The sequence below is a fragment of the Verrucomicrobiia bacterium genome (assembly GCA_023953615.1).
In the GTDB taxonomy this organism is placed as follows: domain Bacteria; phylum Verrucomicrobiota; class Verrucomicrobiia; order Limisphaerales; family JADLHS01; genus JADLHS01.
The window spans coordinates 196,063-210,447 of record JAMLJH010000001.1 but is presented as its reverse complement, the minus strand read 5'-3'; the positions used below and the strand labels follow the sequence as shown (position 1 = coordinate 210,447).

General features: G+C 52.5%; 9 protein-coding genes. All 9 read left to right on the top strand.

Annotated features, from left to right (window positions below):
- Positions 1–103 precede the first annotated feature (103 nt).
- The 9 genes from M9920_00860 (at position 104) to M9920_00820 (ending at position 14,370) form a co-directional block, all read left to right on the top strand.
- Entirely contained in the window at positions 104–1,273 is a 1,170-nt protein-coding gene (locus M9920_00860; protein ID MCO5050840.1) for a hypothetical protein, read from the top strand.
- Positions 1,274–1,279: 6 nt separating this feature from the next.
- Positions 1,280–2,086 carry a phosphatidylserine decarboxylase gene (locus M9920_00855; protein ID MCO5050839.1) on the top strand — a complete coding sequence of 269 codons (807 nt, stop codon included), beginning with the start codon at positions 1,280–1,282 and terminating at the stop codon, positions 2,084–2,086.
- Positions 2,087–2,402: 316 nt separating this feature from the next.
- On the top strand, positions 2,403–3,482 hold the full coding sequence (locus M9920_00850) for a glycosyltransferase (GenBank protein MCO5050838.1): 1,080 nt from the start codon (positions 2,403–2,405) through the stop codon (positions 3,480–3,482).
- 200 nt (positions 3,483–3,682) lie between these two features.
- On the top strand, positions 3,683–9,010 hold the full coding sequence (locus M9920_00845) for a YDG domain-containing protein (GenBank protein MCO5050837.1): 5,328 nt from the start codon (positions 3,683–3,685) through the stop codon (positions 9,008–9,010).
- 225 nt (positions 9,011–9,235) lie between these two features.
- Positions 9,236–10,015 (top strand): N-acetyltransferase, encoded by a 780-nt coding sequence (locus tag M9920_00840; GenBank protein MCO5050836.1) that lies wholly within the window; start codon positions 9,236–9,238, stop codon positions 10,013–10,015.
- Positions 10,012–10,434, top strand: a complete 423-nt coding sequence (locus tag M9920_00835; GenBank protein ID MCO5050835.1) for a VOC family protein — start codon at positions 10,012–10,014, stop codon at positions 10,432–10,434. Before M9920_00840 ends, M9920_00835 begins: the two co-directional genes overlap by 4 nt.
- A gap of 73 nt (positions 10,435–10,507) precedes the next feature.
- Positions 10,508–10,768 carry an acyl carrier protein gene (locus M9920_00830; protein ID MCO5050834.1) on the top strand — a complete coding sequence of 87 codons (261 nt, stop codon included), beginning with the start codon at positions 10,508–10,510 and terminating at the stop codon, positions 10,766–10,768.
- Positions 10,769–10,786: 18 nt separating this feature from the next.
- Entirely contained in the window at positions 10,787–12,808 is a 2,022-nt protein-coding gene (gene asnB, locus M9920_00825) for an asparagine synthase (glutamine-hydrolyzing) (GenBank protein ID MCO5050833.1), read from the top strand.
- On the top strand, positions 12,802–14,370 hold the full coding sequence (locus tag M9920_00820) for an acyl--CoA ligase (protein ID MCO5050832.1): 1,569 nt from the start codon (positions 12,802–12,804) through the stop codon (positions 14,368–14,370). Before asnB ends, M9920_00820 begins: the two co-directional genes overlap by 7 nt.
- The last annotated feature ends 15 nt before the right edge of the window (positions 14,371–14,385 follow it).

Here is a 14,385-nt window from a genome sequence, read left to right as displayed (position 1 = left end):
AAGGGAGTATTGCTCTGTTTTCGCGTCGTCTCGTTTTAGGGATACTCTTAAGTTAGCCGAAAGTCTTGATGTTGGCGGTAGAAACTTGCGCATACTTCAAAAGATGAATAGCTTGACGGGGGTGATTGTTTTGGGTGGGGAATATCAAGCGCTGGGGCTGCTTCGGCAGTTGCGCGCGGAAAAAATTCCCTGCACGCTCGTGGATCAGGATACTTGGGGCGTGGCGCGTTTTTCGCGCTATCGCTGTCCGTTCCACGGTTCGCCGAAATACATCAGCGACGAGTTCTGGCCGTGGCTCGTGGCGCTGGCTCAAAAAAATAATTATCTCGGTTGGACGCTTATTCCGACCGATGACGAACAGGTGCGGCAAATCGCGCTGCATTTCAAGGAAGCGAAGGAATTTTTCCGCACCGGCGGATTGCCGTGGGACGAATATCGGCTGATTTACGATAAGCGCGCTAATTACGAATGGTGTCTGAAACATGGCGTGACGACCCCCACCTCGTTCGCACCGCAATCGCGCGCTGACCGTCCGGGCGGCGACCTGCCGTTTCCGCTCATCATTAAACCGGCGTTCAAGCGCAATTACAGCCAGCATTGTAAGGCCAAAGCCATCCGGGTGGAATCGGCTGCAGAAATGGAGGCGGTGCTCGCCGGCCCGCTGGCGGAAGTGCCGGTGGATGAATTATTATATCAGGAGATTGTTCCTGGTGATGGCCGCTATCAGTGGTCATACGCGGGATTGTTCGATAATGGACAGCCAGTAGCGGCGTTCACCGCGTGCCGTCGGCGGCAGCATCCGCCGGATTTTGGACGGGCCAGCACTTACGTGACAGCTGAACACGACCAGGAAGTGGAGCAAGAAAGTCGTCGCGTGATGGAAATTTTGAACTTTACCGGGTTGGCCGAAGTGGAGTGGAAACGCGACCCCCGCGACGGGAGGTTGAAATTTTTTGAAGTCAATGCCCGTTCGTGGGGCTGGCATTCGCTCGGTTCACCGGTGGTTGGCAATCTGCCAAAAATGTGTTTCGATTTGCTCGCTGGTCACGCCGTTACACCGGTTACACCGCAGTACGGCTGGCGCTGGGTGAAGCACGTCACAGATATTCCTGTGGCTGTGGATTTGTGGCGGCGAAAGGAGTTGAGTGTTGGAAGTTATTTACGCAGCTTGCGCGGGAAAACAATATGTTGTGAATGGAGTAAAGGAGATCCGTGGCCGTTCTTCCTGCAATGGGCGTTGGTGCCGTATCTCATGATCAAACGCGGTTATTAAAGTCTTATGAATGATTGGATAATTATTGGTGGCGGAGCGGCGGTCGGAGTGGCCGTGCTTTGGGCGGCATCGGTGAAGTGGTGCATTCAGCCCCGCTTCACTGCGCTCATGCTGAGTGTGGGTGCTGCCTGCGGCATCGCCGTCGGCTGTTTGATAAACCGGGCCGGTTGGCCGCAAAGTGTGATTTTCCTCGCCGTGCCCGCCGTGCAACTTGCGTTCTACGTTGGCTTCATCGCGTGGCGCTTTTACCGCGATCCGGAACGTACGCCACCTCCTGATCCGGCCGTCGTCGTGTCGCCGGCGGATGGCAAGATTGTTTATATTCGGAAACTGTCGCCCAATAGCGTGCTGCGGTGCGATAAGAAAGGGGCTCAACTCCATCTTGATGAACTGGAAAAATCGTCACTTGCTGCACAGGAACTCTGGCAGGTTGGGATTTCAATGGTGTTCACGGATGTCCACATCAATCGATCGCCTATTGCCGGCAAGGTGATTCTGGCCCAACATCGACCAGGTAAATTCTGGTCGCTGCGGATACCCGAGGCCATCAATGTCAATGAGCGGCAGACCATGCTCTTTGATAACGGAAAATTTCAAGTTGCGCTTGTTCAGATTGCATCACGCCTCGTTCGGCGCATCGAAGCCTATGTCAGAGAGGGACAACAGCTCGATATCGCCCAGCGCATAGGGATGATCAAATTTGGCTCCCAAGTGGACCTGTTTCTGCCTGTCAATGTAATCCCATTGCTCGATGTCAAAGAAGGCGATGAATTGGTCGCTGGCGAAACTGTGGTGGGGAAATTTACTAGGTAGTAATACCCGGATCTTCATACCTTGCTTGTACCGTCAAAGAGTTAAGTATTCGTGGAATCGGCTAACTCGGTGATGGAGGGTGGTTACCCTTCAATTCAAAATAATAGTTCAATCCTAGAAGCTCAGGTTACTCGTGATAATAGTCAGCTATTGGTGCGGTTGCTACAAATGGTGGCAGGATGTAGGTTTGATACTCTTTCAGACGATTGCATAGCCGCCATAGCTAAAAATGAGTGATTGAATGGTTTTTGGCTCAAGGCAGGGTTGGTGCAGAATCGCTATTGAATAATCGGTGACTTCATTTGCCCAGGATTTTATGGACAAGCCTTTGATCAGTTTTGTCATTGTAACTTACAACCAGGAAAAACTCGTTCGCGAAGCGGTTGAAAGCGCTTTAGCACAGACCTATTCTCCTTTGGAGGTCATCATTTCCGATGATGCCTCCAAAGACCGGACGTTTGAGGTTATCCGTCAAACAGTGGCTCACTACAAAGGACCGCATGCGGTCCGGCTTAATCGGAACGATTCGAACCTCGGCATGGGGCGACATCTCAATCGCGTGATGGAACTATGCGCGGGCGAATTAGTAATCGCTCAGGCCGGCGATGACATTTCAGTGCCCGAGCGAGCCGAGGTGACCCATCAAGCTTGGGAAAAGTCAGGCCGCCGGGCGACTTCGGTGTTTTCAAGCTACACGACTATTTTTATCAATGGCGAGGTTCAGGGCGTTGGTGGATTGCGCGGTGATTGTGCTGATGATCGTCTTTGCTGGCCCTTGGTGGGGAGCTTATTCCAGTTTTTATCCTCATCCCAGCCCGTTGTGAACGGATGTGCTCATGCGTTTTCGCCAGAGTTGTTTCGTTATTTCGGTCCCTTAAAATCGGATCTCGAAGATTTGGTGCTGTCTTTCCGGACTTTGGCGATAGGCGAATTGCTCTATGTCCATCGGCCGCTGGTGAAATACCGACGGCATGAACACAATATGTCGTTCTTTGTCGGGTGGGATGATACCCGGTCGTTTGAGCATCGGGAACGGAGGCTACTTTGGGTCAATCGACAAAGCGTGGCGGCTTACGACACGATGCTTTCCGATATCGAGGTGCTTTGCTCAAATGGGCGCATCACCTCGGCGGAGCGGGACTCGTTGGTGACGGAGGCGCTTCGTATTCGACGTTACTATGCCGTGGAGTTGCGGATGATGGAAAGCCGGGATATTTCCACTCGGTTCGGGGTGATCTTTCAGACCGCTAGGCAAGGCCACCTCCGCTGCGCCTTGCGGTGCAGTGTGCGTGTTTTGCCAAGCAGACTTTATAAAGCACTGTATTTGCTTCGAGGTCAGTGGCGGAAATGGAGGAATAGACCGTCTTCTGCAACAACTCCGGTAAAGATTCCGTAGCATCACGGTAACCCTTCCGTATTTAGAGGATATGCAGAGTCGTCAAATCCGCGTATAGTGAGCAATGGTTTGTTGCAAACCTCACTTGGTTGTCATGGATGGTGTTGTAATTCCGAAGTTTTAAGAATGTTTTTGGCCTCACAAGTGGAATTATCTGCGATTTCAGCAAGTAATTAAGATCAATTTTGATGCGATTATTTATGTTTATTTGGAGAAAAGAGTCTGTCTTCGTCAAAACTAAATGTCCTCTCCATCCATTGTTTTGGGGATATTTGATCAAATCCATGTTGACGGTCGGATGTTTTACCCTTGGGGTGCTTAACGCCGTTTGTCAAACCACGAACACGATTAATTTCACCTATGCAAATCGGGCGACATTTTTGACCGCCGGTTGGGATTTTTTGGCTCGTAACCCGGATGGGACCACCCGCAATACCGAAATTACCAGCGGCACGGTTCCGCCTGACGTTTCATATGACCAACTATTGCATTCCGGTTACTTGCGCGTCCCGGCGGATGTGGGAGATTTGTGGGCCTCGGGCAACGACACCCGGAACACAATCTTTCGCGACCTGGAGACCAACTGGATGAGTGTGCGGCTGGAGATAAATTTTGCCCCAACGCAACCCTACCAGCAGGCCAACCTGATGATATACCAGGATGATGACAATTATATTGAGGTCGGAAGAGGCTGCGGTTACCCGGCGGACCAACATGTGGGTTTTACCCGCGAGATCAACGGTGCGCCACAGACGTTGGCTGCGTTGTCCGTTACGGCGACGAATTTGCATCTGCGTCTTGATCGAGACTTGCAGTTTGGCGATATCAGCAGTTTTTATTCGCTGGACGGGACAAATTGGGTGGCCTTGGACAGTGTGACGCAAGGATTGCTCAATCCGCGTTTAGGCATTTGGGTAGGGGGATCTTTCGGCGATTTTCCCAATGCTGACTTGCGGCGGTTGCAGATTATAACCGCCGATACAGATGTGGTGACCTCGCTTGCGTTGCAGCCGACGGAACTTGTCTTTAGCACGGTAGCGGGACAAACTTCAACCAATTACCAGAAATTCCGCGTTAACCATCGCGGTCCGCAGCGTTTAGCCTGGAGTGTCACCAATCTCCCAACCTGGTTGACGCTGACCGCCACGAATGGACTAACCACCACGGAACTCAACGCTTCCGTAAATGCAACTGGATTGGCGGCGGGCGTATATCAAGCGACACTTCAGTTTGTTGCTGCCGGTGCGGCTAACAATCCGCAAGCTTTGGAAGTCAGTTTCGTGGTTAACCCAGAGTCACGGGTGACATTGCCTGCATGGCAGGACGGTAAGAGTGGTGCGTTAAGCATCTCGGTAGATGATGGAGGGAACGCTATGTACGGTCTGTTGCGGGACAATGGCTACAGCGGCACGTATATAATGAATGATACAACTGCGCCATCATACTATAACGACTACTATACGAACGGAATGGAGTTGGGGTGTCACTTAGTGGATCACCTCTGCATGATTTTTGAAGGTTCCAATCTGCTTTATGAGCTTGAGGCCAATATCAATGGCTTGGCGGCGACAACAATCCAACCCGCCGCCGATATCATCACCCTGGCTTGGCCTTGTGGGATAGCCAACGGAGACATGCGAGGGCGGGCCGGTGAATACTTCCTTGCAATTCGAGGCTATAATATCAATCAATTGGAGGATCCGACGCCGTCTGATTTCATGGAGTTGAAGAGTTTCAATTCGCATGAACACGATCCGCATGATTACAACGCCGCCGCACCGGACAACCCGGCTGACTTAAAGACCGTGGTGGATGCGGCAATTGCGCAGGGTAAATGGGCCAACTTGGTCTTCCACGGTTACGACAACGACGATGGAGCGGTGGCATATTCAGTCGGTAAGGACATCTGGGTTTCCTCGATCGGTGCGGTTACAAAGTATATCTATCAGCGAGACCGGACGGTAATTTCGGACTACCAGGAGACGGTAGGGGAGATTCGCTTTGATTGCTATCGCCTACCGATTGCAGCGTCACGTATGCGGAGCTTCGAAAGTGCAATCGGTACGAACGACACCGTGACGCTAGCAGTGTCGCTGGGCGGGGTCGGAGTGATTTCAAATTTGACCGTGAACGGAATCAGTACGACGAATTACACGACCCGGACTGTTGGAGACAACACGATGCTCTATTGGGACACCGTGATGACGACGACCCCACAGCAGGTGGTCCTGACTTTACCCTCCACAACTAATTTACCGCCCGTGCTTGCAGCCAATGCAGATGTGGTGATTGCGGAGGGGCAATTGCTCACCATTACCAATACGGCGGTGGACCCCGAAGGCGACGCCATGACCTTTAGTTTGGGGGCTGGTGTTCCTGCTGGAATGAACATGACCCCGGACGGAATATTAACCTGGACTCCGGATGAGACCTGCGGCGGCTTAAATTATACGGTTCAGGTAATCGTTACTGACAACGGTTTTCCCTCCCGCAGCGCCACCAACAGTTTTACGGTAACCGTTGATGAATGGAATGAAACTCCGATTCTACCTTCCCTGGCAAATCGCATTTCGATTGGTCAAGCTTTGGTGCAAGTCGTTAATACCGCCACGGATGCTGACCTTCCGGCCAATTCGCTCAGCTATGCCTTGCTAACCGCACCGGCGAATGCTTCCATCAATTCCGCTGGCATCATTACTTGGTCTCCCTCGGCTGGACAGGTGCCGAGTACCAACCTATTCACGACAGTAGTTACTGATGTCAATCCTACTGCGGTAAATGCCACCAGTCTGAGCGCTACCAATCAGTTTACGGTAGTGGTTTTAACGAGTCCGTTAGTTTTGCCGGAGCAGGCCGATCGCGTAATCAATGAGTTGACCACGCTTACTGTAACCAATACCGCCACCGATCCAGAAATATCAGATCCCGCAAATATCGGTTCGCTTACAACAAATTTGATTAATTTTACCTATGCCAGCCGTGCAGCGTTGCTGGCGGATGGGTGGAGCTTTATCGCCAAGGCGCCCGATGGCTTGCCGCGGGATACCGAACAAGTTGTCGGCGCCGTAGTGTCGTACGATCAGGCCCTCCATCCTGGTTCACTGCGGGTTCCGGTTGATGAGGGGGATTTATGGCAATCGGCAAATGACACGCGGAACAGCCTCTTTCGCTCCTTGTCGTCCAATTGGGTTTCCATGAAGCTAAATGTGTCGCTTGCGCCGACCCAAAATTACCAGCAAGTTCACTTGGCGGCCTACCAGGATGACGACAACTGGGTGCATGTTGGTCTTGCTTACAACGACACCTATGGAGGAACTGAAATTATTCCTATCGTCAGTGAGCTTAATGGCAATCCGTTTGCGACTCATGCGAGTGTAAGTTCCGTGACCAATCTTTTCATGCGCTTGGATCGCGATCCCGTCACCGATGATTTTACCGGGCTGTATTCTTTTGATGATGCGAACTGGGAAACGATTGGGACTTTGAATCGCACACTCACAAATGCGTGCCTCGCACTTTGGACCGGGGGGTCGCCGGGCGGGTTTCCCAATGCAGATTACTACCTTCTTGAGGTAGTCGTTACCAATGCGCCCAAGCGGCTCACCTACGCTTTGCTTGATCCGCCTGCAGGTGCATCCATTGATGCCGATGGGGTGATCACCTGGACTCCGACCGAGGCCCAGGGTCCCGGCACTCATGTCCTTACCACCGTGGTTACGGACAATGGGGTGTCGCCATTGTTTGCCACAAACAGCTTTACGGTGGTCGTTTCAGAAGTTAACAGCGCGCCAACATTTGAAACAACTTTAACCACGAACATCGTGGCTTTAATGCCGTGGAGCACCCTGGTGACGGCGACAGACTCCGATCAACCAGCGAATGGGCTTAATTATGACCTGGTTTCCGGACCGGCCGGATTGACCGTCAGTTCGGAGGGGTTGATTCAATGGACCCCAACCATCAACCAAGCTGGAGCGTCTTATCCGGTTCAAGTCCGGGTTACCGATTACAATCCCGATGCGGTAAATGAGCAATCCTTGAGCGCCACCAATGAGATGACCATCGTGGTGGGACCGGTGTTGACAGTGACTGCCAATAATGCCAACCGGACCTACGGCGCAGCGAATCCAAGTTTCACCGCCAGTTATAGTGGCTTCATTGACGGTGACGATCCGAGTGTGTTGGATGGCGCTCTGACGTTGACCACTTCAGCAACCTCTACCAGTCCGGTTGGCGAATATGCGGTCACCGCTTCCGGCCTTACTTCTGATAAGTACTTGGTCGTTTTCGTCCCCGGCACTCTGACGATCGAAAAGCAGGCACTGACAGTAACTGCAGTGAATGACAGCAAGGTTTACGACGGAACAACCGGTTCGACTGGAACGCCGACGATCACTACGGGTAGTCTGGTCAACGGACAGACGGCGACGTTTACACAGACCTTCGACAATCGGAACGTAGGGACCGGAAGGACCTTAATCCCATCGGGGTTGGTCAACGACGGGAATGGCGGCAACAATTATAGCTACACCTTTATGTCAGTAGCGGGAGGGGAGATCACGCCACGGACTTTGACGGTGGTGGGTTTGAGCGGGGTGAACAAGGTGTATGACGGGAGTGCGAGCGCGAGCGCGAGCGGGACGGCGGCGTTGAACGGCGTGGTGAGTCCGGACGTGGTGACGTTGGGCGGCACGCCGGTGTATACGTTTGCGAGCGCCAGTGTGGGGACGGGGATTGCGATCACGACGACGGGCTACACGTTGACGGGGGCGGCTGCGGGGAACTACACGCTGACGCCGCCGGGGTTGAGCGCGGACATCACGGCGAAGGGACTGACGGTGGTGGCCAATGCGAAGAGCAAGGTTTACGGGACGGCGAACCCGGTGTTGGACGCGGTAGTGACGGGGGCGGTGGGGAATGAGGTGCTCGATTACACACTGACGACGACGGCGACGGAAGGGTCGGGGGTTGGACTGTATCTGATCACGGTGACGCTGGGCTCGAATCCGAACTATAACGTGACGGCGACGGCGAGCCTACTGACGGTGAGGAAAGCTCCATTGACAGTGAAGGCCGATGATCAGGTCCGTGGATTTGGAGAAGCGAATCCGGCGTTGACGATCAGCTATTCGGGCTTTGTCAATGGTGAAGACGTTGGTGTCTTGGACAGCTTGCCCATTGCCACGACGGCCGCCACAACCAGCAGCCCGGCGGGATCATATCCGATAACTGTGTCGGGCGGTAGTGACAATAATTACTCGTTTGTTTTTCTATCGGGCGTATTGACCGTTACCGCTCCTCCACCAGTGATCACCGCGATTCATGGTAACGGAGCATTCGTAACCATCACATGGGAATCAGTTCCTGGTCGGGAATATCAATTGCAATACACGGATGACTTGTCTGCTGCCAACTGGCAGGACTTGGGTGGACGCATCAGCGCACTCGGTTCCGTAACTTCTGCTGAGGCGCCTCTCGAAATCGTGCCGCAACGGTTCTATCGAGTGGAACTCTTACCCATGCCATAAGTGAATCACAAAGTGTTCGGTTAAGCCCGATCCGAATATCTGCTTGCAAAGTGGGAGCTTTTCCCTACTTATGCGGTGAAGCCTATTGAAACTCCAGCGTGCAGATTGGCCGGGCTAGAGTGCTATCATCAGGAATGAGGTAGCTTGAATGTTGTAAGAGAGGTGCTGGAGTAGCGGATGGCTTTTACAAATCTCGCTGAATGCCAACTGAGATGCTCTAATTTTATGAAATTTAACGGCCGTAATGTTTTCGTCAGCAGTAGGGCAAAAATTGGTCGAAACGTAAAAATCGGCGATAACGCTACGATTTATGACGGAGTGGAAATTGGGGATGACTCCATTATTTGTAATGACACGGTATTGGGAGAGCCGTTGAATGATTATTACTCCAACCAGGAATATCAAAATCCACCAACGACCATTGGCGCGAATTCAATAATTCGCAGCCATTCCATTATTTACGCTGCGTGCCGCATCGGCGCAGGATTTTCATCTGGACACCGGGTTACAATCCGCGAACGCACAACGATAGGGGAAGGCTGTTCTGTGGGCACGCTCTCCGATCTTCAAGGTGACGTAAAAATGGGCAACTATTGCCGGTTGCACAGTAATGTTCACCTTGCGCAACATAGCGTGATTGGTGATTTTGTTTTCCTGTATCCCTATGTGGTGATGACCAATGATCCTTGCCCGCCCTCCACGGATGAGCGGGGCGGTTACATCGGTAATTACAGCCAGGTCGGAGTGCATGCCATCCTGTTGCCGGGTATCAAAGTTGGCGAGAATTGTCTGATTGGTGCGGATGCAGTCCTGAACCGCAATGTTCCCGACTATTCCCTGGCAATTGGAAATCCAGCAAAAATTGTGATGGATGTGAGACGTTACGTGGTTCTGGGTAAAGGGAATCCGTATCCTTGGATGAAACGCTTCGATCGCGGCATGCCTTGGCAGGGTATCGGCTATGAGGCCTGGATGCAGAAGAAGAATGAAAGTAGTGCGGGATGATTGTTGACCACATCGGGATCGTGGTTCGCTCTCTGGAGGATGGGATCCAGCAATGGTCGGAGATGTTTGGCTACGTCCAAAATTCTGACATTGTGCTGAATTCCAGACAAGGCGTGCGAGTTGTTTTTCTGACGAAGGACAATTCGATCACTATAAAATTGATAGCCCCAGCCGATGAAAAGTCTTCAGTATCTTTGTTTGCGCGTCGGGGTGGCGGCTTGCATCATTTGTGCTTTCGCTGTGATGATTTGCGAATCGAAATGCCGGTGTTAGAAGCCAAAGGCGCCAAATTTTTGGTGCCCCCAGAACCCGGCGAGGCCTTTAAGAATAAGGAGATCGCCTTCTTTCTAGCCCGGAATAATTTGAATATCGAGCTGATTGATACAGAGGAAAAACAGGGCTGGCCCAAGCTAACCTGAATTGGCAATGACTCATTACGATTGCAAGCTTTGGAGTTCCTTGAATTTTAGCGGAAACGAACAATAGAAAAATATGGCCACTGATGAAATAGATCTCAAAGCGCAGATCAAAAAGTTTATCACTGAAAACATGTTGTTTAGCGGGGAGGGGTTTACTCACGCCGATGACACCTCACTGCTCGAAGCGGGAATCATTGATTCCATAGGAGTGATGGAGCTGGTCACTTTTGTAGGGAACACTTTTAAAATTAATGTGCCGCCTGAAGACATCTTGCCAGACAACTTTGATTCGGTTCAAAAGCTTTCCGACTATATTCGTAGAAAGCAGTCGTGAGTTGACGCCGAGGCTTCGATGTGTGCCATTGCGGGAATTTTGAATTTAGCTGCAGGCGCGGCGCCGAGTGAGCGGGCTTTGCGGCGGATGCTCGGCATGATGCGCCACCGCGGGCCGGACCAATTCGGCATTTTCCTGGGAGACCAGGTTGCCCTGGGCAATGCCCGCCTGAGCATTGTGGATCTTGCGGGTGGTCAACAGCCCATCGGCAACGAGGACGGAAATCTGTGGATCGTGTTCAACGGCGAGATTTTCAATCACCTCGAACTGCGCACTGATCTTGAACGCAACGGCCATCGCTTTACGACGCATTGTGATACCGAAGTCGTTTTGCACCTTTACGAGGAATATGGGGCGGACTGTTTACGCAAATTGAACGGTCAATTTGCCGTCGCCATCTGGAATCAACGCGATCGCTCCTTGTTCCTGGCGCGCGACCGCGTCGGGATTCGGCCACTGTTTTATACTTGCACCCCGGAGCGCCTGCTTTTTGCCTCGGAAATCAAGGCCATCCTGGCTGATCCCCAAATTGACGCGCAGATGGATCCGGTGTCCGTGGATCAAATTTTCACCTATTGGAGTCCGTTATCGCCGCGAACTTGTTTCCGCGACATCTTTGAACTAGCCCCAGGCTGTTATCTTAAAGTTCAGGATGGACGAATTGTAAAACAGGCCTTTTGGCGGCCGGAATATGACCAGGATACCGCAGTGCGTCTGGCTGCCCGCCGTCGCTCCGTTGCGGATTACGTCGAAGAGTTTCACGAACTGCTGCGCGATGCGGTTCGCGTAAGACTGCGGGCCGACGTGGCTGTCGGAGCTTATTTAAGCGGAGGGCTGGATTCTTCCACGATTACGGCGTTGGTGCGGAAATTAGGGATCAGCCAGCTCGATACCTTTTCAATTGCGTTCGACGACGAAAAGTTTGACGAAAGCCAGTTTCAATTGGAAATGGCGGATTATCTCGGTACGCAACATCATGTGGTACGCGCGACTCATGCCGAGATCGGCAATGCCCTGCCCGACGTGGTCTGGCATACGGAGGTGCCGATTCTCCGCACCTCACCGGTGCCGATGTTTCTGCTTTCCAAGCTCGTTCATGAGCGTGGTTTCAAGGTGGTGCTGACTGGTGAAGGGGCGGATGAATTTTTAGGTGGTTACGATATTTTCAAAGAAGCGAAGATTCGTAGGTTTTGGGCGCGCCAACCAACCTCCAAATGGCGCTCGGCCTTGCTGAAGCGATTGTATCCCGATCTTAATCTTGCGGGTGCCGGCGGCTCTTATCTGGCCGCATTTTTTGGGAGTGATCTGGCGAAAACAAATGCTCCGGATTTTTCACACCACATTCGTTGGCGGAACACTCATCGCGCGGCGCGCTTCTTCTCTCAGGATTTTACCGCACTGGTCACTGAAGCCCGCAAACGGGAGGCGCCGCTCATTGATTACCCGGCTGGTTTTGAAAATTGGGGTGACTTGGAACAGGCGCAATATCTAGAAATTTCCACATTCCTTTCCGCCTACCTGTTATCCGCGCAGGGAGACCGGGTGGCGATGGCCCATTCCGTCGAAGGGCGCTACCCGTTTCTTGACGTTCGGGTGATGGAGTTTTGCAACCGGCTGCCAGCCCGGCTGAAATTGCGGGCTTTGACCGAAAAATATCTGCTGCGGCAATTGGCCAGTCAGTATTTACCGGAAGCGATCTGGAAGCGTCGTAAACGCCCATATCGTGCGCCCATCCATCGCAGTTTCTTTCACGCGGCAACGCCCGATTACGTACGGGAGTTATTGTCCGATTCGCACGTGAGGGCTTCTGGAATTTTCAATCCGCTGGCCGTGCGTCAACTCGCCACGAAGCTGGAGCAGGGCAAGCCCGTTGGTGAAACCGATGACATGGCTTTGGCGGGAATTTTATCTACACTTTTGGTGCAAAAGCAGTTTGTTACTGGATTCAGAGTTCGGGCTGAATTATCGGCTCATGATGATGTGAAGGTCGTGCGGCACCAGCGCCGTGAAGCCGTTCCGTTGGGAGCAATGCCATGTTAGTCTCGGACCTTTTAGCCCATGCGGCGCAAGCTTATCCGGATAAACCGGCCGTCTGGTTTAATGGTGAATGGAAAACCTACGGTCAGTTGGATCAGCAGGCGAATCAGATGGCTGCCTATCTAATTCGTCTTGGCGTGCAACCCGGAGATCGAGTCGCCATTCTGCTTTCCAACTCCTTTGATTTCATCACCAGCCATTTTGGCGCGCTGAAAGCTGGAGCGGTAGAAGTGGCGTTGAACGCGGAGTTGGACGCCGGCAGCCTAAAGCAATTGCTGCTGGATTGTGAAGCGCGTGTCTTGATCACCTCAAACCGATTTGCCAAACAGTGGCGTGGTTTTCTTGGAGAATTACCTGATTTACACGACTTGATTCTCGATCAATTGCCTTCGATGCCAGCGAACCAGACCGTCGCCGCGCATTCATTGGCTGCCATCTATCAAGCGCCGCCAGCTCCGCCCGTGAGAGTCCGGCGCATAGATCTGGACCTGGCTTCATTGATTTATACGTCAGGCTCCACCGGCCAACCCAAAGGGGTGATGCTGTCTCACCTAAACCTGGTGAGTAACATGCGGTCCATCGCGGCCTACCTGGCCTTGCGGAGTGAGGATCGAATGATGGTGGTTCTGCCGTTTTATTATGTGTACGGTCGTTCGTTGCTTTACAGTCATTTCCTCAGCGGCGGATCATTGGTAATTGATAATCGGTTCGCTTTTCCCACCACCGTTTTGAACAGCATGGAGGAACACGAAGTGACGGGCTTCGCTGGTGTTCCGTCAACTTTTTCGATTTTGTTGAAACAGACCGATCTTAAGAAGCGCCGGTTTCCCGAATTGCGTTTTATCACCCAAGCGGGTGGCGGAATGGCGCCCGCGCTGCAAAAGGAACTCGTCGCGGTATTTCCGAAGGTCCGGTTGTACATCATGTATGGGAGCACCGAGGCCAGTCCTCGCCTCACTTACGTTGAGCCGGAAATGTTGCCCAACAAATGGGGTTCAATTGGACGGGCGATTCCGAACGTGGAAGTTGCCATCTTGGATGAAGCCGGGCGTCGGTTGCCTGCCGGGGTTCCGGGGCAGATTGCGGCCCGCGGATCGAATATCATGATCGGTTATTGGAAGGCTCCCGAGGCGACCGCCGAAGTTTTGCGCCATGGTTACTATTACACCGGCGATTTGGGTTACGAGGACCAGGACGGTTATATCTTCCTCACTGGCCGATCGCGAGACATCATCAAGGTTGGCGGCAACCGCGTTAGCGCGAAAGAAATCGAGGACGTACTCTTGGAGATCCGCGAAGTTCTGGAAGTTGCCGTTATTGGAGTCCCCGACGAGGTCCTTGGCGAGGCGATCAAGGCTTTTGTGGTGCGCCACCAGATTGAGTTGACTGAAGAAGCGATTAAAAATCATTTGGGGAGGCGGCTACCATCGTTCAAATTGCCGAAATGGATTCAATTCGTCGAATCGTTGCCCAAAAACCAGTCGGGAAAGATCCTGAAGTCCGTGCTTCGAGAGCAGGCCCGGCAACCGGCGAACGGATTAGCAACCAGCCTTTCCACTCCTTGATATTTAAAGATTAAA

Coding starts and splice junctions, on each gene's coding strand:
- M9920_00860 (MCO5050840.1), top strand. CDS start 104: ATGAATAGCTTGACGGGGGTGATTGTTTTGGGTGGGGAATATCAAGCG.
- M9920_00855 (MCO5050839.1), top strand. CDS start 1,280: ATGAATGATTGGATAATTATTGGTGGCGGAGCGGCGGTCGGAGTGGCC.
- M9920_00850 (MCO5050838.1), top strand. CDS start 2,403: ATGGACAAGCCTTTGATCAGTTTTGTCATTGTAACTTACAACCAGGAA.
- M9920_00845 (MCO5050837.1), top strand. CDS start 3,683: ATGTTTATTTGGAGAAAAGAGTCTGTCTTCGTCAAAACTAAATGTCCT.
- M9920_00840 (MCO5050836.1), top strand. CDS start 9,236: ATGAAATTTAACGGCCGTAATGTTTTCGTCAGCAGTAGGGCAAAAATT.
- M9920_00835 (MCO5050835.1), top strand. CDS start 10,012: ATGATTGTTGACCACATCGGGATCGTGGTTCGCTCTCTGGAGGATGGG.
- M9920_00830 (MCO5050834.1), top strand. CDS start 10,508: ATGGCCACTGATGAAATAGATCTCAAAGCGCAGATCAAAAAGTTTATC.
- asnB (MCO5050833.1), top strand. CDS start 10,787: ATGTGTGCCATTGCGGGAATTTTGAATTTAGCTGCAGGCGCGGCGCCG.
- M9920_00820 (MCO5050832.1), top strand. CDS start 12,802: ATGTTAGTCTCGGACCTTTTAGCCCATGCGGCGCAAGCTTATCCGGAT.